Annotated in this window: 19 protein-coding genes; all 19 read right to left on the reverse strand. The window is 40.1% G+C overall.

The window, feature by feature from the left end; genetic code table 11:
• Positions 1-69: 69 nt before the first annotated feature.
• The 19 genes from B7E07_RS13910 to B7E07_RS14000 all read right to left on the reverse strand — a co-directional run bounded on the left by B7E07_RS13910 (position 70) and on the right by B7E07_RS14000 (position 17,871).
• The gene (locus B7E07_RS13910; protein ID WP_080846429.1) at positions 70-2,139 is read right to left on the reverse strand and encodes a chemotaxis protein CheA; all 2,070 of its coding nucleotides are present in this window, start codon (positions 2,137-2,139) and stop codon (positions 70-72) included.
• 19 nt (positions 2,140-2,158) lie between these two features.
• Positions 2,159-3,259 carry a protein-glutamate methylesterase/protein-glutamine glutaminase gene (locus B7E07_RS13915; RefSeq protein ID WP_080846430.1) on the reverse strand — a complete coding sequence of 367 codons (1,101 nt, stop codon included), beginning with the start codon at positions 3,257-3,259 and terminating at the stop codon, positions 2,159-2,161.
• Positions 3,260-3,267: 8 nt separating this feature from the next.
• Complete coding sequence (locus tag B7E07_RS13920; protein ID WP_080846431.1) at positions 3,268-4,134, reverse strand: MinD/ParA family protein; 867 nt, start codon at positions 4,132-4,134, stop codon at positions 3,268-3,270.
• A complete protein-coding gene (flhF, locus tag B7E07_RS13925; RefSeq protein WP_080846432.1) occupies positions 4,127-5,281 on the reverse strand; it encodes a flagellar biosynthesis protein FlhF in 1,155 nt (384 codons plus the stop codon). Before flhF ends, B7E07_RS13920 begins: the two co-directional genes overlap by 8 nt.
• Positions 5,278-7,314, reverse strand: coding sequence for a flagellar biosynthesis protein FlhA (flhA, locus tag B7E07_RS13930; RefSeq protein WP_080846433.1), 2,037 nt, complete (start codon positions 7,312-7,314; stop codon positions 5,278-5,280). The genes flhF and flhA overlap by 4 nt, the downstream gene beginning before the upstream one ends.
• Positions 7,315-7,375: 61 nt before the next feature.
• Positions 7,376-8,458, reverse strand: coding sequence for a flagellar biosynthesis protein FlhB (gene flhB, locus B7E07_RS13935; RefSeq protein WP_080846434.1), 1,083 nt, complete (start codon positions 8,456-8,458; stop codon positions 7,376-7,378).
• 1 nt (position 8,459) lies between these two features.
• Entirely contained in the window at positions 8,460-9,236 is a 777-nt protein-coding gene (gene fliR / locus B7E07_RS13940; RefSeq protein WP_080846435.1) for a flagellar biosynthetic protein FliR, read from the reverse strand.
• 1 nt (position 9,237) lies between these two features.
• Positions 9,238-9,507, reverse strand: a complete 270-nt coding sequence (fliQ, locus tag B7E07_RS13945; protein WP_066446570.1) for a flagellar biosynthesis protein FliQ — start codon at positions 9,505-9,507, stop codon at positions 9,238-9,240.
• Positions 9,508-9,520: 13 nt separating this feature from the next.
• Complete coding sequence (gene fliP, locus B7E07_RS13950; RefSeq protein WP_080846436.1) at positions 9,521-10,186, reverse strand: flagellar type III secretion system pore protein FliP; 666 nt, start codon at positions 10,184-10,186, stop codon at positions 9,521-9,523.
• Entirely contained in the window at positions 10,183-10,872 is a 690-nt protein-coding gene (locus tag B7E07_RS13955; protein WP_257391456.1) for a flagellar biosynthetic protein FliO, read from the reverse strand. The genes fliP and B7E07_RS13955 overlap by 4 nt, the downstream gene beginning before the upstream one ends.
• Before the next feature lie 29 nt (positions 10,873-10,901).
• Positions 10,902-11,264, reverse strand: coding sequence for a response regulator (locus B7E07_RS13960; protein ID WP_080846437.1), 363 nt, complete (start codon positions 11,262-11,264; stop codon positions 10,902-10,904).
• 30 nt (positions 11,265-11,294) lie between these two features.
• The gene (gene fliY, locus B7E07_RS13965; RefSeq protein WP_080846438.1) at positions 11,295-12,554 is read right to left on the reverse strand and encodes a flagellar motor switch phosphatase FliY; all 1,260 of its coding nucleotides are present in this window, start codon (positions 12,552-12,554) and stop codon (positions 11,295-11,297) included.
• Positions 12,544-13,542 (reverse strand): flagellar motor switch protein FliM, encoded by a 999-nt coding sequence (fliM, locus tag B7E07_RS13970; RefSeq protein ID WP_080846439.1) that lies wholly within the window; start codon positions 13,540-13,542, stop codon positions 12,544-12,546. Before fliM ends, fliY begins: the two co-directional genes overlap by 11 nt.
• Before the next feature lie 43 nt (positions 13,543-13,585).
• Positions 13,586-14,017 (reverse strand): flagellar basal body-associated protein FliL, encoded by a 432-nt coding sequence (gene fliL / locus B7E07_RS13975; protein ID WP_080846440.1) that lies wholly within the window; start codon positions 14,015-14,017, stop codon positions 13,586-13,588.
• A complete protein-coding gene (locus tag B7E07_RS13980; RefSeq protein WP_080849199.1) occupies positions 14,007-14,225 on the reverse strand; it encodes a flagellar FlbD family protein in 219 nt (72 codons plus the stop codon). The genes fliL and B7E07_RS13980 overlap by 11 nt, the downstream gene beginning before the upstream one ends.
• Positions 14,226-14,278: 53 nt before the next feature.
• Entirely contained in the window at positions 14,279-15,448 is a 1,170-nt protein-coding gene (locus B7E07_RS13985; RefSeq protein ID WP_080846441.1) for a flagellar hook protein FlgE, read from the reverse strand.
• A 79-nt stretch (positions 15,449-15,527) separates the two neighbouring features.
• Positions 15,528-15,914, reverse strand: a complete 387-nt coding sequence (locus B7E07_RS13990) for a TIGR02530 family flagellar biosynthesis protein (protein ID WP_080846442.1) — start codon at positions 15,912-15,914, stop codon at positions 15,528-15,530.
• 14 nt (positions 15,915-15,928) lie between these two features.
• Positions 15,929-16,573 carry a flagellar hook assembly protein FlgD gene (gene flgD, locus B7E07_RS13995; RefSeq protein WP_080846443.1) on the reverse strand — a complete coding sequence of 215 codons (645 nt, stop codon included), beginning with the start codon at positions 16,571-16,573 and terminating at the stop codon, positions 15,929-15,931.
• 8 nt (positions 16,574-16,581) lie between these two features.
• On the reverse strand, positions 16,582-17,871 hold the full coding sequence (locus tag B7E07_RS14000) for a flagellar hook-length control protein FliK (RefSeq protein WP_080846444.1): 1,290 nt from the start codon (positions 17,869-17,871) through the stop codon (positions 16,582-16,584).
• Positions 17,872-17,877 lie beyond the last annotated feature (6 nt).

A 17,877-nucleotide genomic window follows, 5' to 3' on the forward strand; every position in this document is an offset into this window, starting at 1 on the left:
CCTATAAATGATTTCTGTTCTTTTAACATACGAGTACTTCTTTATAGGATACTTGCTGTAGCTGCCTGCTTATTTAATCAGCGCATTGCAATCTACGATTAATGCTACTTGTCCATCTCCAAGGATCGTTGCTCCGGAAATGGCAAATACATTTGATAGATAGCTGCCAAGCGATTTTAGAACCACTTCCTGCTGGCCGATAAATGAATCGACAACAAGACCTGCCATTTTATCTCCTTTGCGAACAATAACAACCGAGTAAAACTCGTCTCCTTGGTCATTAACAGGCACTTCGAAAATATCCTTCAAGAATAAAAGCGGAACAACTTTTCCTCTGAAATCAATTACCTTTTGATTGTGTGCATTTAAAATATCTGACTCTTTTACAATGGCTGTCTCAATAATCGATGAAAGCGGAACAGCAAATTTTTCTTTTTGAATTTCAACAAGCATGACCGAAATAATGGACAGTGTTAGTGGAAGCTGGATAGAAAAAGTGGATCCTTGTCCTAGTTTTGAATCTATTGTGACAGAACCGCCTAAAGATTCAATGGTATTTTTTACAACATCCAGACCTACACCGCGACCCGACACATCTGAAATTTTATCTGCTGTCGAGAAACCTGATGCAAAAATAAGCTCAAAAACCTGCTTATCCGTCATCGCAGCTCCAGCTTGCTCAGTGATGATTCCATTTTTCAATGCTTTTGCCAGTACTTTATCTCTGCTGATGCCTGCTCCATCATCGTCTATTTCAATGAAGACATGATTTCCGCTATGGAATGCCTTTAAGACTACATTGCCTTCTTCATTTTTTCCTTTTGCTTTTCTTTCCTCTGGAGTTTCAACACCATGATCAAGAGCGTTTCTGATTAGATGAACAAGCGGATCGCCAATTTCATCGATAACCGTACGATCTAATTCGGTTTCCGCTCCGATAATTTCAAGGTTGATCTTTTTGTTTAAATCACGCGCAAGCTGACGCACCATGCGCGGAAAACGGTTGAATACCGTTTCAACAGGAACCATGCGCATATTGAGAATGATATTCTGCAGATCACCCGAAATGCGGGACATATGTTCAACGGTTTCTTGAAGCTCCTGATTATTTAAATCACGGGAAATTTGCTCTAATCTTCCGCGATCAATTACAAGTTCTTCAAACAGATTCATTAAAATATCTAATCTTTCAATATTTACACGAATCGTTTTATTGCTGGCTTGCTTTGCAGATGGTTTTTTCTCATCTTTTTTGTTATCAGTAATAGCTGTTACTTCTGCATCAGCTGCAATCACTGGTGCTTCTTCCACAGGTGCCAGTGCAGCTTGCGCTGTATCATCTTCGTCAGCTGCCTGCTTCTTTAGATCTTCAACCGAAATTGCATGAACATCTGCTCTTTCCACCTCTGACACTTTCATAACTTTTTTCTGAATGTCTTCAACTGATTCTTTGGTCACAATCGTTACAGTGAATTCATGATCAAATTGTTCTTCTTCAAGCTGATCTGCAGCCGGACTTGATTTAATCACTTCTCCAGCTGTTTCCAGAACTTCAAATACCATGAAAATTCGAGCGGCCTTCAAGAGGCAATCTTCACGCAATTGAACCGTAATTTCATAAGCGTTGAAGCCTTGTTCATTTGATTGCTGTATAACGGTTAATTCAAATTCGTCGTAATTGCTTTTAGGAGCGCTGAACTGTGGAGGCTCTGCTACTGCAGCTGCTGCTTCAGCAGCCGCTTGAGCTCCGGCAGGACTTTTTCCTTGCTCAATTAACTTCAGCTTCTCGACCACAGAGGAAACATCCCGTTTTCCATCTCCGCCGCCAGCAATAGACTCTACCATTGCTTCAAGATCATCGACTGATAAAAAGACAACATCGAGAATTTCTGAAGTCACTTTTATTTTTTGATTGCGAATGGCATCAAGGACATTTTCCATTTGATGTGTCAAACTTGCCAGATCCTCATAGCCCATTGTTGCAGACATTCCCTTAAGTGTATGAGCAGAACGGAAAATATCATTAACAATCTTTAAGTCATCAGGACTTTTTTCTAATTCAAGCAATTGTTCATTGCATGCTTGTAAATGTTCTTTGCTTTCTTCAATAAATACTTCTAAGTATTGGCTCATTTCCATGCGAATGCACCCCTTGGCATCATACATATTTGATTATAGCTTCAGCTATATGATCTACTTTTGTTACTTCATCAACTAAACTTGTTGCAATGGCAGACTTCGGCATTCCAAAGACGATTGATGATTCCTCAGACTCTGCAATTGCTTTAACATTTCCTTTTTCCTTTAGCGCCATTAAACCCTTTGAACCATCAGATCCCATTCCTGTCATAATGACAGCTACCTTTGCAAAGCCTTCAATCGTGCTTAGAGATTCAAACATTACATCTACCGATGGTCTATGGCCACTTCTTGCTGCTGTTTGATCCAGCTTTGCCTGTAAAGAAGATCCTTTCTTTACAATTCGCAGGTGATAGCCTCCTGGTGCTATATAGGCTGTTCCATTTTGTAAGGTTTCTCCATCTTCTGCTTCCTTCACATTAATCTGTGAAAGCTGATTTAATCGATTGGCAAGAGAATGTGTAAACCCTGCAGGCATATGCTGGACGATCACTATTGGTGCATTAATCAAGGCAGGTAATCGGGTAAGGACAGCCTGCAGTGCACGAGGTCCTCCAGTTGAAGTTCCAATACAGACAATTTTACTATCCGATTGTTTCCATAACGGGAGAAAACCATCCTTTTGACCTAAATCTTTCGGTGATTCTATTTTACTATAACTTTGTGGTGAATTAGTAGGTATTTTCTTTTCCAGTGGAAATTTCACCAGATGCCTTATATTTGCACCGCTAACGGAAATAACTTTATCGATTAGCTCTTTCTTTATTTTGTGAAGATCTAAAGAAATAGCTCCTGATGGTTTGGCAATAAAATCAACCGCTCCATAGGCAATCGCCTGCATGGTATTTTCTGCACCTTCTTTCGTCGTGCTCGAGAGCATTACGACAGGAACAGGATTTCTTTCCATAATTAGCTTTAGAGCATCCAGGCCGTTTAATATAGGCATTTCCACATCCATCGTTACAACGTCCGGTTTAAGCTCAATTGTTTTTTTAAGTCCTTCTTCTCCATTTCGGGCAGTACCGATTATAGAAATACGAGGATCTTCAGTGAGAAAATCAGCTATCAATTTTCTCATAAACGCTGAATCATCAACGATAAGCACGTTAATTCTCTTCATTTATAACACTACCTTTCAAAGAGAAGCCGCTTTAGGTTGGCAACAAAATTGAACCGTTTTTCCACAGACTGCACGCCGTTAGTTTGTCTTAGTAAAAGACCAGTCAGCTCCTTAATTCCCTTTGCCGCTGGTGATCTTTCGTTATAAAGCACAAGTGGTATCTGTCTCTTGACCGCCAATGAAATGTTTTTATCATCTGGAATTGCACCAAGAAAAGTTGTATCAATACCAAGAAATTTTTTTAAAGCATCATTGATGCGCTGAAACGTTTCCTTACCTTCTTTTTCACTTTGAACTCTATTAATAATCAAATGAAATGGGATCTGATCATTCAGCAGCTTCACATGCTTAACAGCTGCGTATGCATCTGTTATGGAAGGCGGCTCTGTTGTTGTAACAACTATGACATCTTCTGCAGACAAAATAAATTTCGATGAATGCTCGGAAATACCGGCACCCATATCAAAAAAAACAAAATCATATTGATACAGCAATTGCTGGAATTCATCCATAAACCGATTCATATGCTCAGGATCAAAATCAATAAAATGGGATAATCCAGTGCCGCCAGCGATGTAATCCAATGACCTAGGTCCTGTAACAATAATTCTTTCTAAGCCTACATTGTTTTGAAAGAAGTCTGCAATGGTAAAAGGCGGAGAAGTTCCCATTAGAATATCAATGTTCCCCATGCCGATATCCATATCAATCAGCAAGACTTTATGACCGCTCCCACTTAAGGTAAGTGCCATATTTAAAGAGATGTTTGATTTTCCAACTCCGCCTTTGCCGCTCATAACTGCAATGGTTCGAGTCTTCCTCTCTAAGCCTTTGTTTTCAAGTCTGGAACGAAGCTTGGCAGCTTGATCATTCATTTGAATCGACCCCGATTATTGTTTTTGTTATCACTTCTGGTGTTGCATAGATCAAATCATCTGGAACATCTTGACCATTTGTAATATAAGCGGCTCCCTTTTGATGCTTATAAATGATATTAAACATAGCTCCAAAGCTCGAAGTCTCATCCGCTTTTGTAAAAATAAGCTTATCAATCTGTATGAGAGAAAATTGCCTGTAAATATCCTCCATATCACGCTGCTTCGATGTCAGCGAAAGAACAAGAAAGGTTTCCATGTCATTTTCAAAATCAATCGTCCGCTTCAGATCTTCAACATATTTTTTATTTCTGAAATTTCTTCCCGCTGTATCAATAAAGACAACATCATAATCTGAGAATTTCTCAGCGGCTATATTAAATTCTTCCAGGGAATAGCACACTTCAAGGGGTACATTTAAAATTTTCGCATACGTTTTCAGCTGCTCGATTGCCCCAATTCGATAGGTGTCAGCGGTGATAAAAGCAATCTTTTTTTGATGTGTCATTACGCATTCCGCTGCCATCTTTGCAAGTGTTGTCGTTTTGCCTACACCCGTTGGACCAATTACATTCACATATTTTTTCTGAAAAGAAATGCCTCCGAATGGAATATTTGCTAACTTTTCCTTCAGTTCGGTTTCAAGCCAGCTTTGTACAGATGCAGGAGCATGATCACCAGCTGCATACCATTTTTCAAGCAAATTTTGTTCAATTGAAAAAAGTACTTGCTGATCTAATTCCTGCTCACTTAACTTATTATGTATTTGGAGCAAAGGAGGAGGGAGATGGCCAATATTGCGATTAGCTTCACCGCCCATGGTACCAACAAGCTTTTTTAATTCATTTAATTCTTTTATAATTTGTTCGTTGTTATTTTCAGGTTCACGGGTTTTTTCTGCTATTTTTGCAGTACCTGCAAGGTCAATCTGATCCGGACGTTTATTTTTAATCATTGGTGTCTGTTCTCGTTCAGGCTTTGGATCAGCAGCTGCCAAAACTTCAATATTCCTTTTTTTAAAAAAACCTAAAAATCCACCTGTATGAATGACTCTAGAATTTAAAATGACCGCATCATTGCCCAGCTCGGCTCTGATTTTTTTCATTGCTTCCGGCATGGACACGGCAACGTATTTTTTCACCTTCATTCAGCATTCACCACCCCTACACTTTGCACTTCCGCATTTGCTTCAAGTTCATTATAAGAAAGGATTGGAATTTGCGGAAAGTATCTTTCCGTCAGCTGCCGAACGTACATTCTCACCGCAGGAGAACAAAGAACGATTGGCGTCTGTTCCATTAAAGATAATTGTTCCACTTGTGAGGCAATTGATTCTAGAATTGATTGCGAAATTCCTGGGTCAAGCGATAAGAATGAACCATGTTCTGTTTGCTGAACAGCTTCTGCAATCAGCTTTTCAACCCTGCCTGACAGAGTGACAACCTTTAAAGATTCTCCAGGCTGATAGTATTGGCTTGTAATTTGGCGAGCCAGCGCCTGACGCACATATTCTGCGAGTATATCTGTATCACTTGTAGACTTCGCATAATCTGCAAGAGTTTCAAATATAATCGGCAAATTACGAATTGAGATATTCTCTTTTAATAACTTCGCCAATACCTTTTGAACCTCTCCGACAGATAAAGGACTAGGTGATACTTCTTCAACAAGAATTGGATAGCTTTCTTTTAGATGGTCAATTAATTGCTTTGTTTCTTGTCTGCCTAAAAGTTCATGCGCATTATTTTTTATCATTTCTGTAATATGTGTTGAAACAACTGAAGGCGGATCAACTACCGTATAGCCAAAAATCTCTGCCTGCTCCTTCATTTGCTCTGTAATCCATTTAGCCGGAAGCCCAAAAGAAGGTTCAACCGTATCAATTCCCTCAATCGAGTCATCCTCAATACCAGGGCTCATAGCCAGATAATGATCGAGCAGCAATTCGCCGCGTGCCATTTCATTCCCTTTGATCTTTAAGCGATATTCGTTTGGCTGCAGCTGAATATTGTCGCGTATGCGCACAACAGGAATGACAAGCCCTAATTCAATTGCAAGCTGCCTTCTGATCATAACAATCCGGTCGAGCAAATCACCGCCCTGGTTGGCATCTGCCAACGGAATCAGCCCATAGCCAAATTCAAACTCGATAGGATCGACATTTAACAGATTCACAACACTCTCAGGGCTTTTCATTTCACTGCTTTCAATCTCTTCTTCCATTTCCTGAAGCTGTTCTTTGTCCGTTTCAGGCACACGGGAGATCATATATCCCGCAAAAATAAGCAAGCCGCTGATTGGCAGTGTAAGCAAAATGCCAATTGGCGTAAAAATGCCCAGTAAAAGAATCGTTCCGCCTGTTACATATAACATTTTTGGGTAAGCAAACAGCTGTGATGTAATATCTTTGCCGATATTCCCATCAGAAGCAGCTCTTGTCACCACAATACCTGTAGCTGTGGAAATCAATAAGGCAGGTATTTGGCTTACTAATCCGTCCCCGACCGTTAACATTGAATACGTTGTTGCTGCTTCACCAATTGGAAGGCCTAGTTGAACCGCTCCAATAATGATTCCGAAGATTAAGTTTATGATGGTAATAATAATTCCAGCAATGGCGTCTCCTTTAACAAACTTACTCGCACCGTCCATTGCTCCGTAAAAATCGGATTCACGGCTAACTTTTTCCCGTCTTTCTTTTGCTTCTGTTTCGGAAATCATGCCGGCATTTAAATCGGCGTCAATACTCATTTGCTTTCCTGGCATTGCATCGAGCGTAAATCTTGCCGCTACTTCAGATACCCTTTCAGAACCCTTTGTAATGACGACAAATTGGATAATGACAAGGATTAAGAAGACAACCATTCCGACTAATATATTGCCGCCCGTCACAAAGGAGCCAAATGTTTCAACAACCTTTCCTGCATCACCTTCAGAAAGAATGGAGCGAGTTGTTGAAACGTTTAATCCAAGTCTGAAAAGCGTCATCAGCAAAATTAATGAAGGGAAAATCGAAAATTCAAGTGCTTCCTTCATGTTCATTGCCGTCAATAATACCATGAGCGCTAAGGCCATATTCACAATGATTAATATACTTAATAACCAATGCGGAAGCGGGATAATGAGCATCGCGACGATCATTATGACACTCAGCAGCACTGTTAAGTCTCTTATTGCCATTTTTTCTCTCTCCTAACATTACAAACACGAAGCCATTTCAATAGGGCTATAGAAGCTTCTATTAAATTTTGTGCTTAATTCGATAAACATAAGCAAGTATTTCAGCTACTGCTTTAAAAAATTCTTCAGGAATTGCCTCGCCAATTTCTGCCTGACTATATAATGCCCGGGCAAGGGGACGGTTTTCTACAGCTGCAATATCATGCTCTTTTGCGATAAGTTTGATTTTTTGAGCGACAAAGTCGACCCCTTTTGCTACAACAATCGGTGCATCGGATTTTGCTTCGTCATACTTTAATACAATGGCATAATGGGTAGGATTGGTAATAACGACATCCGCATTGGGCACCTCCTGCATCATTCTCCGCATCGCCATTTCTCTTTGCTTTTGCTTGATTTTTGATTTAATGAGCGGGTCCCCTTCCGAGTTCTTATGCTCATCTTTAATATCCTGTTTAGACATGCGGATATTTTTTTCAAAATCGTATTTTTGATAAAAGTAATCAAGAACAGCAAGAAATAGCAGTGCGATGACAGCAAATAGGCCCATTTGTACAGTCAAACTGCCAATGGTAGCCATCGCGGCTCCAATTGATTTCTGAGATAAGTATAGAATCTCGTCAATCCGCAGCCATAAGACCGCGAAGGCAACCGCTCCAACAAAGCCAATTTTCAGCATGGATTTGAGCAATTCTACAAGTGCTCGTACCGCAAAGATTCGCTTAAAACCTTTAATAGGATCTAATTTTTCAAGCTTTGGCTGAATCGCCTCTGTAGAGAATAAAACCCCTACTTGAGCATAGTTGGCGATGATCCCCCCCACCATCGCAACCGCCATAATCGGTCCAAGAAAGATGACAAGCTCTTTTATTACATCCAGGAAAATAACCACGATTGACTCTTCTGTTAAATCAAGCATCATATATTCCTGAAAAGAGTGCCTCATAATATAAATTAAAATATTAATTAAATAAGAGCCGGCAAAGAATAAGAATAAAAAAACAGCTAACAGGACAAGCGCAGTATTAATATCCTGACTTTTTGCTACCTGTCCCTTTTTACGTGACTCTTGTTTCTTTTTCGGAGTCGCTTTCTCCGTTTTTTCACCAGCAAAAAGCTGCAGGTCCAAGGATAAAAGCTTCATATCATGAACCTCCTATCAATTCCATCAATCCGCGCATCGTAGATAATGTTGCTTCAAAAGCCTGAGAAACAACAACCATCATTACGCTCATGACAACAACCAAAACAATAAAGCTAACACCAATTTTTAAAGGCAGTCCTACAACAAATACATTCAACTGCGGCACTGTTCTTGCCACAATACCTAACGCCACATCGACAAGAAACAGACTGCCTACTACAGGAATCGACATTTGAAAAGCAATAATAAACATCGAGTTAAACGCTCTTATCACAAATTCAGCCATATTGGCATTTCCAAATGGGATTGTCAGCTGATCAATCGGGATAAACTGATAGCTGTAGAAAATTCCATCCAGCAGCAAATGATGACCATTGACCGACAATAAGAAAAGAAGCGCAACCGTGTACAAGTATTGTCCAGTCAGCGGACTTTGTGCACCTGTTTGCGGATCAATGACATTTGCAATCGCAAACCCCATCTGAAAGTCGATAAATCCGCCGGCAATTTGGATCGCAGCCATCATTAGATAAGCACTAAAACCAACCATTAAGCCAACTAATGCTTCTTTTATAATCAGCATGAAATAATTGGCATCAATCTCTAATTCTGGAACGTCCATTGTGTAAAACATAATCCATGCCATAAAAAAACCTAAACCAATTTTGTGGGAATTTGGAATGGAACGATATGAAAAAAGGGGCATCATTAAGAAAAATGATGTTACCCTTACAAGTACAAGTAAAAATGCAGGAAAAGAAGGCAAATTCTCTAACATGTTAGCCAACGTACCTTGTTAGATTTGTAAATATTTCATTTGCATAGGATATTAAGTGACTTAGCATCCATGGAGCGAAAAAGATTAAGCCAACAAATACGGCCACAATTTTCGGGATAAAAGCTAATGTCTGTTCTTGGATTTGCGTGGTTGCTTGAAAAATACTGACAACCAGCCCGACAACCAGCGCTAAGATTAGCAATGGCCCGCATATTAATAAAACTGTCATTACACCGCGTTCGGCAATTGAAATTACTGCTTCTGGCGTCATTTTCTTCACCTGCTTAAAAACTTTGTAGAAGCGATTTTACAACGAGATACCAGCCATCCACGAGAATAAATAAAAGAATCTTAAACGGCAGAGAAATCATTACAGGAGGCAGCATCATCATCCCCATCGACATAAGCACACTCGCTACCACCATATCAATCACCAGGAATGGAATGAAAATCATAAAACCAATTTGAAAGGCTGTTTTGATTTCACTAATGGCAAAAGCAGGCACAAGTGCAGTCAGAGGAATATCCTGGATGCTTTCCGGTGTATCTGCTCCAGAGTAATCTAAAAATAATGCAAGATCTTTTTGTCTCGTATGAGCACTCATAAATTCTTTAAAGGGGACAGCAGCAAGTTCGTAGGCTTCTTCTAAGTTAATTTCTTCATTAAATAATGGAGTTAGCGCCTGTTCATTTACCTCATAAAATGTAGGTGCCATGATAAAAAAGGTTAAAAACAAAGATAACCCGATGATGACTTGGTTTGGTGGCATTTGCTGTGTAGCAAGCGCCGTTCTGACAAAGGAGAGAACAATAACAATTCTTGTAAAACAGGTCATTAAAATAAGAATGCTTGGCGCTAAAGACAGGACGGTCAGCAATAAGACAAGTCTTACAGATGTTGACACATTCTCAGGCGAACTTCCATTGAAAATTTCCATAAACTCATTCATTGTTCGTCTGATCCTTTCTTTTTCATTTCATCGAGGATCTTTTTTCTGCTTTGCGCCATATCATCCATTTGTTTTTTCAGGATTGATTGAAAGCTGTTCCCTTTCCCCTTTTCCGGTTGAGTATTTCTCATCCGGTTCATTACCTTTGTCACAATATCGCTTGGCTGAACAAGCTGGTCGATCTTGTCATTATAAACAGCTAGCATTTTGCTGTATTCTTCAGGGTCATTAATTTCCTTCAGAACCTGAATATTTTCACCAACTCCAACAATGAGCAATGATTCTCCAGTTTTAATCACTTGAATAGAACGATTATTGCCCAAAGAGGCTCCCCCAAGGTTTTCTACTAATTGCGTTGATTGAAAGGTTCTATTTCTCTTATTAATAACTTTTAAAAGGGCATATAAGAGACCGATCACAAAGATGGTAGCAGCAATCATTTTAAAAACATCCCAAAAGTTGATGCCAATATTGTCTGATTCCAGCACTTCATCAGGACCTTCGGCTTCTGTCCCCGTATTTGCTTCCTCTTGCTCTTCTGTCGTTTCGGTCGTACCCTTATCACCTTTTTGTTCCAAATAGTCCTTCACACTTTCAATTTGCTCGGCTGAGGCTGTTAATGGCAGCCCCAGCGCAGCAAAGATGAAAAGAACGAGCATGACTATTTGCTGTCCTTTATTAAACACCGCTTTGCACCCTCTAAATGTTCTAGTCTTTACCCTAATGCTTTAGAAATAGCTTCAATGACACGATCTGCCTGGAATGGCTTAACAATAAAATCTTTAGCACCAGCTTGAATCGCATCAATAACCATCGCTTGCTGACCCATTGCAGAGCACATGATAATTTTTGCATTCGGATTAATTTGCTTAATCGCTTTTAAAGCTGCAATTCCATCCATTTCCGGCATTGTGATATCCATTGTCACTAAATCTGGAGCTGTTTCTTTATATTTCTCAACAGCCTGCGCACCGTCTGCAGCTTCTCCAACTACTTCGAAACCATTTTTTGTTAAGATATCCTTAATCATCATTCTCATGAATGCTGCATCGTCTACTATTAATATTTTGTGCGACATTTCCAACATTACCCCCATTATTCTAATTGTTTATTTCAGTTTTTTAATCCGATCTGTCTGGCTGATAATATCTGTCACCCGTACTCCAAAGTTTTCATCGATCACGACAACTTCCCCTTGGGCAATTAAGCGATTGTTGACTAGTATATCAACCGGCTCTCCAGCAAGTTTGTCCAACTCGACAATCGAGCCTGCAGAAAGCTCAAGTATTTCCTTTACAGATCGCTTCGTTCTACCAAGCTCCACCGTTACCTGCAGTGGGATATCAAGCAGCATATTCAAGTTTTTTGTTTCAGCCGGCTGATTTTGATAAGGCTCAAAATCGGAGAAAACTGCTGGCTGAACACTTGGCTGACTTCCTCCTTGAAAACTTGTCCCGATATGCTGAGGCTCTGCTTGATACGTATGCTGCGGTGCCTGTTGAGCTTGCGGCATACTTTGATGGTTCGGCATTTGCTGTGTTTGCGGCAGGGGCTGCTGCTCTGGCGGCATTGTATATGGCGCATGCTGATTTGTCTGTTGCATCTGTTCTGGCTGCTTGTTCATATCAACAGCAGCAGGAGCAGGCTGTTCAGGACTGCTTGTTGGCTCTGGTGCAGAACCAGGATTCATTAGTTCATGAACCAGTTTAGTTCCAAAGCTTAATGGAAGAAGCTGCATAATATTTGAGTCAATCAGATCCCCAATCTTTAATCGGAATGAGATTTTAATTAATTTATCATCAGGCGGAATGGTTTCCATTCCCTCACCATCTGGTAAATTTAATAAATCAATTGATGGAGGTGAAATATCAACCTTTTTCCCAAAAATCGTCGACATAGATGTCGCAGCAGAGCCCATCATTTGATTCATGGCTTCCTGCACAGCACTTAATCGTATTTCATCCAATAACTCAGATGGGTTTTTCCCATCACCGCCAAGCATTAAATCAGCTATGACTGCTGCATCATCTTGGTTAATGACCAATAGGTTACTTCCTAAGAATCCTTCCGTATAGCTAACTTGAATGGCCACATATGGATGAGGAAATTCCTCAACTAGCCTTTTTTTAAGAATGACAGAGACAGTTGGTGTTGTAATATCGACCTTTTGATTTAACAAAGCCGACAAAGCCGTAGCTGAGCTGCCAAAAGAGATGTTTCCGATCTCTCCTAATGCGTCCTGCTCCATTGGTGAGAGGAAATCGTCCATATTTAACTCTTCAGCATCTTTTCCTGCTGGCTCATCACTATCTGTTCCTCTTAAGAGTGCATCAATCTCATCTTGTGAAAGCATGCCATCACTCATCATTCTCTTCTCCCCCTTTCACAATGTCCAAAATTTGCACAGCAAGCTTTTTGTTTAACTTTCCAGGCTGAGCTGTAAATTTAGGTACGTCACCAATTTTGATTACTAGCGGCTGGTCAATGGTTCTGTCCAATTCAATGACATCACCGACATCCAGCATGAGGAAATCCTGGATAGAAATATCTGAACTTCCGAGTTCACTTATTACAGGGACCTCTGCTCGCTCAATATTCTTTTCCAGACGCTCTAGTTCTCCTGGTATACGATCCTTTTTCTCAGTCTGCATCCAATAGTGAACAGATAACCTCGGAATAATGGGTTCTAGAACAACATGCGGAATACATATATTGATCATTCCGCTTGCATCTCCTATCGTCGTATTCAATGATATAACAACTACGGTCTCATTGGGAGACACCATTTGCAAAAATTGCGGATTTACTTCAAAATCCGACAAAATCGGGTCAATATCTGCGACTGTACTCCATGCTTCCTGCAGGTTTTCAAAAGCTTTTTCAAATGTATTAGACATAATCTTCGTTTCAATTTCAGTTAAATTGTCTACTTTGTTTAAACTTGCTCCACGCCCGCCCATCATTCGGTCCATCATGGCATAAGCGATGTTGGGGTTGACCTCTATTAAAACTCTTCCCTCAAGCGGCGGTACTTCAAATACATTCAATATCGTCATTTTCGGGATTGAGCGAATAAATTCTTCATAGGGAATTTGATCGGCTGATGCAACTGAGATTTGCACATAAGTTCTAAGCTGAGCAGAAAAAAAGGTTGTTAATAATCTTGCGAAGTTTTCATGTATTCTAGTTAAACTTCTGATTTGATCTTTCGAAAAGCGGAGGGCTCTTTTAAAGTCGTAAACCTTGACCTTCTTTTCACTCTGCTCTTTTTTCAGCTCATCTGCGTCCATCTCACCTGTCGACAAAGCTGACAGCAATGCATCAATTTCATTTTGCGACAGAACTTCACTACTCATTTTCCCACCTCCATTTAGAATGTTAGTAGATGATTTCAATTATTTATTGGAGGAGGGATTCTGTAATATACACTTTCACGATTTGTCCCTCTTGCATTAATTCATTTACTTTTGCTTTCAAGCCTTCCTGCAGAGCAAGCTGGCCCTCTTTCCCTTGAACTTCTGCTGCATCCATATCCGCAAGTTCTTGAATAATGATATTCTTCACTTGAAAATTGCGTTTTTCCAACTCTTCTTTTGCTTTTTTATCGTCTGTCTGCATGGTAAATGAGATTTTCAAATACTCTCCGCTTGCTAAGTTGGTCGTAATCTCAGGAATCTCAACTGATGCTTCAATAACCTCATCAATGGAAGGCTCCTTCTCTTCAGCTGGATCCGAATTAAGTTTTGTAATCGTAAAATATACAATTGCCCCAACAAGTGCTATGGCAATTAGTATAAAAATCATAATCATTAACAGTTTATTATTCTTCATCATTGCCTCCCGCATGCTGCATTCCTGCAAGGCCAATTCCTTTATAAAGTGATGTAATCATGTCATATACTTGCTCTTCCGATTCTTTCACCACATACTTACGTCCATTCGTCAGCATGATCGTTGTATCCGGAAATGATTCAATCGTCTCAATTAACAGGGCATTAAGTATAAATGTTTTTCCATTTAAACGAGATACTTTTATCACTGTGATTTTCAGGGTTAAAAGCACGGTGCCTCTAACCCTGTCCCTCCCTTAATCTATCGTTTTAGGTTGACAAGTTCCTGCAGTATTTCATCTGATGTTGTAATGATACGCGTATTGGATTGGAATCCACGCTGTGCTGTAATCATTTCTGTGAATTCCTCTGAAAGGTCAACGTTTGACATTTCGAGAGAACCAGCTGCAACAACCCCACGGCCTTCACCGGCAACGTTGATGTTCGCAACACCTGAGTTTACTGTCTCCTGGAATAAGCTGTTTCCTGCTTTTAGTAGACCTGAACCATTGCTAAACTTAGCAATGGCAAGTTGGCCTAGTGTGCCAATTTCACCATTCGAATATACACCATTAATTTCACCCAAAGAACCGATATTAAAGCTTTCCAGCATTCCGGCAGTGTTTCCGTTTGGATTAGCCATTGCTGTTAGAGAGCCAGGTGTATTTGTTAAGCCGCCAAAATTAAGCGTTACATCTTGTGCAGGATTGAGTCCATCAATCGAAATTGTTGTGTTCGCCTGATCAGGAAATGTAATGGCTTGTGGAGTAGCTGGGCTCGGTACAGCTGGGTCTACATTTCTGTTCCATAATTGTACAGTCCAGTTGTTTCCAGTTCCTTTAAATTCCACGTCAAGAACCTGTGCATCACCATTTGCATCCACAACTTTAATCTGCTGTGTTAATTCATTGGCACCACTTGCATCAGATGGCAAGTTCCCTTCAAGCGTGATTTCATCTGTTACCACTGCGGGCAGCATCGCATTTACATTCACTGTGATGTCACTAAGAACGCCATTCTCGTATGATTGAACCTTTAATCCGTCCGCATTGACAAGTGTACCATTATCATCTAAATAAAAGTTTCCTGCTCTTGTGTAGTACTGTGACTGGCCTTGACTTACAACAAAATAGCCATCGCCATCAATTCCTAGGTCCAATGAACGTCCTGTTGTTTGCAAACTTGAACCAGTATGAATTGTGTCAATTGTAGCGAGTGTAGAACCAAGTCCAACCTGCATAGCATTTTTACCGCCGCGGTTTTCCTGAGCAGCACTTGCGCCTGCAACCGTTTGGTTCATTGTGTCCTTAAATGTAACGCGTCCTTTTTTAAAGCCGTACGTACTTACGTTTGCAATATTATTACCAATTACATCTAGCTTTGTTTGAAAGTTTTTCATTCCGCTTATTCCTGAATACATTGAACGTAACATTTGTTTTTTTCTCCTCTCATATTACCTGCGTCTGTCAGTCAGCAGGTGTATGGCTTCCTTTTTTAGGTCCAGCCATTCGTTAGTCCATTACAATTGTGCCATTGATGTTTGTAAAAATTTGTGATTCGGCTTCTGCCCGATCCATTGCGGTAATAACGGTTTGATTTTTCGCACTAACGATAAGTGCTGCATCTTTCAGCAATATAAGTGCTTCTTTTACACCCATTCTTTTGGCTTCCGACACTTTACTTTCAATGCTTGACCACTTTTCATCGCTTATCGTGATGCCACGCTGCTGCAGTCGTTCTTTAGCATGTTTGCTAATAATTAACTTCTCATTGACGCCTAAGGCCGTTTTTAAATGCTCAGTAAATGGCTTTTCAGCAGTCTTTTGCTGTAGTTTCTGTTGTGGCTGCGGTTTTATAACCGGCTGAGTATGAATCGGACGAAACATATAATTGCTCATCCAATCGCTTCCTTTTATGCTTCAATTTTTACTATTTGTGAAGATGAAATCGCTGTTTTAGCTTCATCATCAAGCTGGAATAACGTTTTGCCATTTTTAAAAGAGACAGAGTGAATGGCAGCTGTTTGCTCTTTTTTGTCAGCATCCAGATAGGTTACTGTTTTTCCAATCATGTTGCTCGCTTGAAGCATGGCATTTTCCTGTGATACTTCATTTACTTGCGAAATATTGGCTGGTGAAAGCTTTGTACCGTCTTCAAGTATGAAAGTGACATTATTATCCTTAAACTGAATGGAAGACACTCTGCCAGTTCCTTCTTCAATAACGGGTGCTGTGTTTTCATTTCCTGCCTCGCTTACCTTATGCCAGCTTACATTTTTACCAATAAAGGCGTTGTAAGAAATCATCTGACTTTGCTCTTGCATCTTTATAAAGCCCTCGAGCGTTGAGTTCATGTTTGTCATCTGCTCTAATGATGAAAAAGTAGCCATTTGCGCAATAAAGTCTTTATCCTCCATAGGACTTGAAGGATCCTGATTTTGAAGCTGCGCCATTAATATTTTCATGAAATCATCTTTTCCTAATACATCACTGCCTGTTTTTCTCGTTTTATTTTGATAGTTTGACAGCAATAAAGCAGAATCAATTGAATTTGTCATATTTTCACCTACACTTCCGTATTCAGCAGAGCTTGCTCGAATGAATCTCCAAAGCTACTTTCAGTCTCCTGCTGCTGTTTTTCTGGCTGATGGGATTGCTGTTTCTCTTGCTCAGACTGCTGGTCTCTGTTTAAGAACCTTTCCTGCTGATTCATCTGCTGTGTGATTTCTACCTTCTCTACTTGAATATTTTGAGAAGAAAAGGCATGCTTCAGCCCATTCAGATTTGAATCCAGCGCTTCTTTAGCGGCAGCTGTCGAAGTTAAAATTCTTGCAATCATGGTTGAATCTCTTTGAATTAATTCAATTCTTAAAGCACCTAAATGCTCAGGGTTTAATTTAATAAATAGTCTTTGCGTGTCACCATTTTTCATTAAATGGCTTTTGGCCAGAATTGACTCAAACTGCTGCATAAGCTGCTGGGAGGATACCGGCTTTCCGTTTTGCCCCATCATTATGGTCAGCTGCTCTGCTTTTGCCATTTGCTGAAACGTCAGAAAGCCTGCAGACAGTCCTTCTGTTTTTGCTTTAAAGTTTTCTAATCCTGTTCCAGAACTAGAACCATTCTGATCTGATAATTCCTCTGAAACAGTAGAAAATAGTTTAAAAGCCATCTCACGATTGTTTGTTGATTTAAGATTCGCTAATTCTTGCAGCTGATTATGAAAGCTTTTCAAGAAATCTTTCAAATTTACATCTTTGCCAGCCAGATCCTGCTGCGCTGTTAAAAGTTCAAAAAGCTTTACCGCCTTCATGCCCATTGCAAAGTCACGATTCAAATTTCCAGAAAATGCATCGGTATTCACTGCAGCAAGAGATTCAAGCAGCTGCATGATCGCCAACTCCTGATTTTGCAGTTCCTCACTATCTTTTTCGCCATTCAATACTGGAACAAGTTCAGCTTCTGCATCGGCAGATATATGGCCGTTTCCTTGCTGATTAAATGAAGCCAATAGCTTGGAAAGCAATTCTCCGAGTTCTTCTAAAGAAATCCCAAGCTCTTCTGATAGAGTTTCAAGAGAAGATTGATCGGACTCAAGCATCATTTTCGAATATAACTCAAGGCCATTTTCTAAATCCAGCAGCTGATCTGCATTCATAAATGCAAGAAAATCAGCTAATTCTTCTTCTGTTAACTCATCTATTCCAGCACCTGCCTGATCGTTATGCTGTACTGGCTGATCGCTTCCCATTAACCCGGACAGCATCGACGTAAAACCGCCTTTTCCTGCTTCTGCCGCTTTTGCATCAGCAGATTTTATGCTGTTTATAAATCCTAAACCTGCGATTTGCATCATTTCACC

Origin of the sequence: Cytobacillus gottheilii, assembly GCF_900166665.1 — a bacterium.
Classification (GTDB): Bacteria; Bacillota; Bacilli; order Bacillales; family Cytobacillaceae; genus Cytobacillus; species Cytobacillus gottheilii_A.

Excerpts from the sequence above, each read along its gene's own strand:
- B7E07_RS13910 (WP_080846429.1), bottom strand. The coding sequence starts at position 2,139 with ATGGAAATGAGCCAATACTTAGAAGTATTTATTGAAGAAAGCAAAGAA.
- B7E07_RS13915 (WP_080846430.1), bottom strand. The coding sequence starts at position 3,259 with ATGAAGAGAATTAACGTGCTTATCGTTGATGATTCAGCGTTTATGAGA.
- B7E07_RS13920 (WP_080846431.1), bottom strand. The coding sequence starts at position 4,134 with ATGAATGATCAAGCTGCCAAGCTTCGTTCCAGACTTGAAAACAAAGGC.
- flhF (WP_080846432.1), bottom strand. The coding sequence starts at position 5,281 with ATGAAGGTGAAAAAATACGTTGCCGTGTCCATGCCGGAAGCAATGAAA.
- flhA (WP_080846433.1), bottom strand. The coding sequence starts at position 7,314 with ATGGCAATAAGAGACTTAACAGTGCTGCTGAGTGTCATAATGATCGTC.
- flhB (WP_080846434.1), bottom strand. The coding sequence starts at position 8,458 with ATGAAGCTTTTATCCTTGGACCTGCAGCTTTTTGCTGGTGAAAAAACG.
- fliR (WP_080846435.1), bottom strand. The coding sequence starts at position 9,236 with ATGTTAGAGAATTTGCCTTCTTTTCCTGCATTTTTACTTGTACTTGTA.
- fliQ (WP_066446570.1), bottom strand. The coding sequence starts at position 9,507 with ATGACGCCAGAAGCAGTAATTTCAATTGCCGAACGCGGTGTAATGACA.
- fliP (WP_080846436.1), bottom strand. The coding sequence starts at position 10,186 with ATGAATGAGTTTATGGAAATTTTCAATGGAAGTTCGCCTGAGAATGTG.
- B7E07_RS13960 (WP_080846437.1), bottom strand. The coding sequence starts at position 11,264 with ATGTCGCACAAAATATTAATAGTAGACGATGCAGCATTCATGAGAATG.
- fliY (WP_080846438.1), bottom strand. The coding sequence starts at position 12,554 with ATGATGAGTGATGGCATGCTTTCACAAGATGAGATTGATGCACTCTTA.
- fliM (WP_080846439.1), bottom strand. The coding sequence starts at position 13,542 with ATGAGTAGTGAAGTTCTGTCGCAAAATGAAATTGATGCATTGCTGTCA.
- fliL (WP_080846440.1), bottom strand. The coding sequence starts at position 14,017 with ATGAAGAATAATAAACTGTTAATGATTATGATTTTTATACTAATTGCC.
- B7E07_RS13985 (WP_080846441.1), bottom strand. The coding sequence starts at position 15,448 with ATGTTACGTTCAATGTATTCAGGAATAAGCGGAATGAAAAACTTTCAA.
- B7E07_RS13990 (WP_080846442.1), bottom strand. The coding sequence starts at position 15,914 with ATGAGCAATTATATGTTTCGTCCGATTCATACTCAGCCGGTTATAAAA.
- flgD (WP_080846443.1), bottom strand. The coding sequence starts at position 16,573 with ATGACAAATTCAATTGATTCTGCTTTATTGCTGTCAAACTATCAAAAT.
- B7E07_RS14000 (WP_080846444.1), bottom strand. The coding sequence starts at position 17,871 with ATGATGCAAATCGCAGGTTTAGGATTTATAAACAGCATAAAATCTGCT.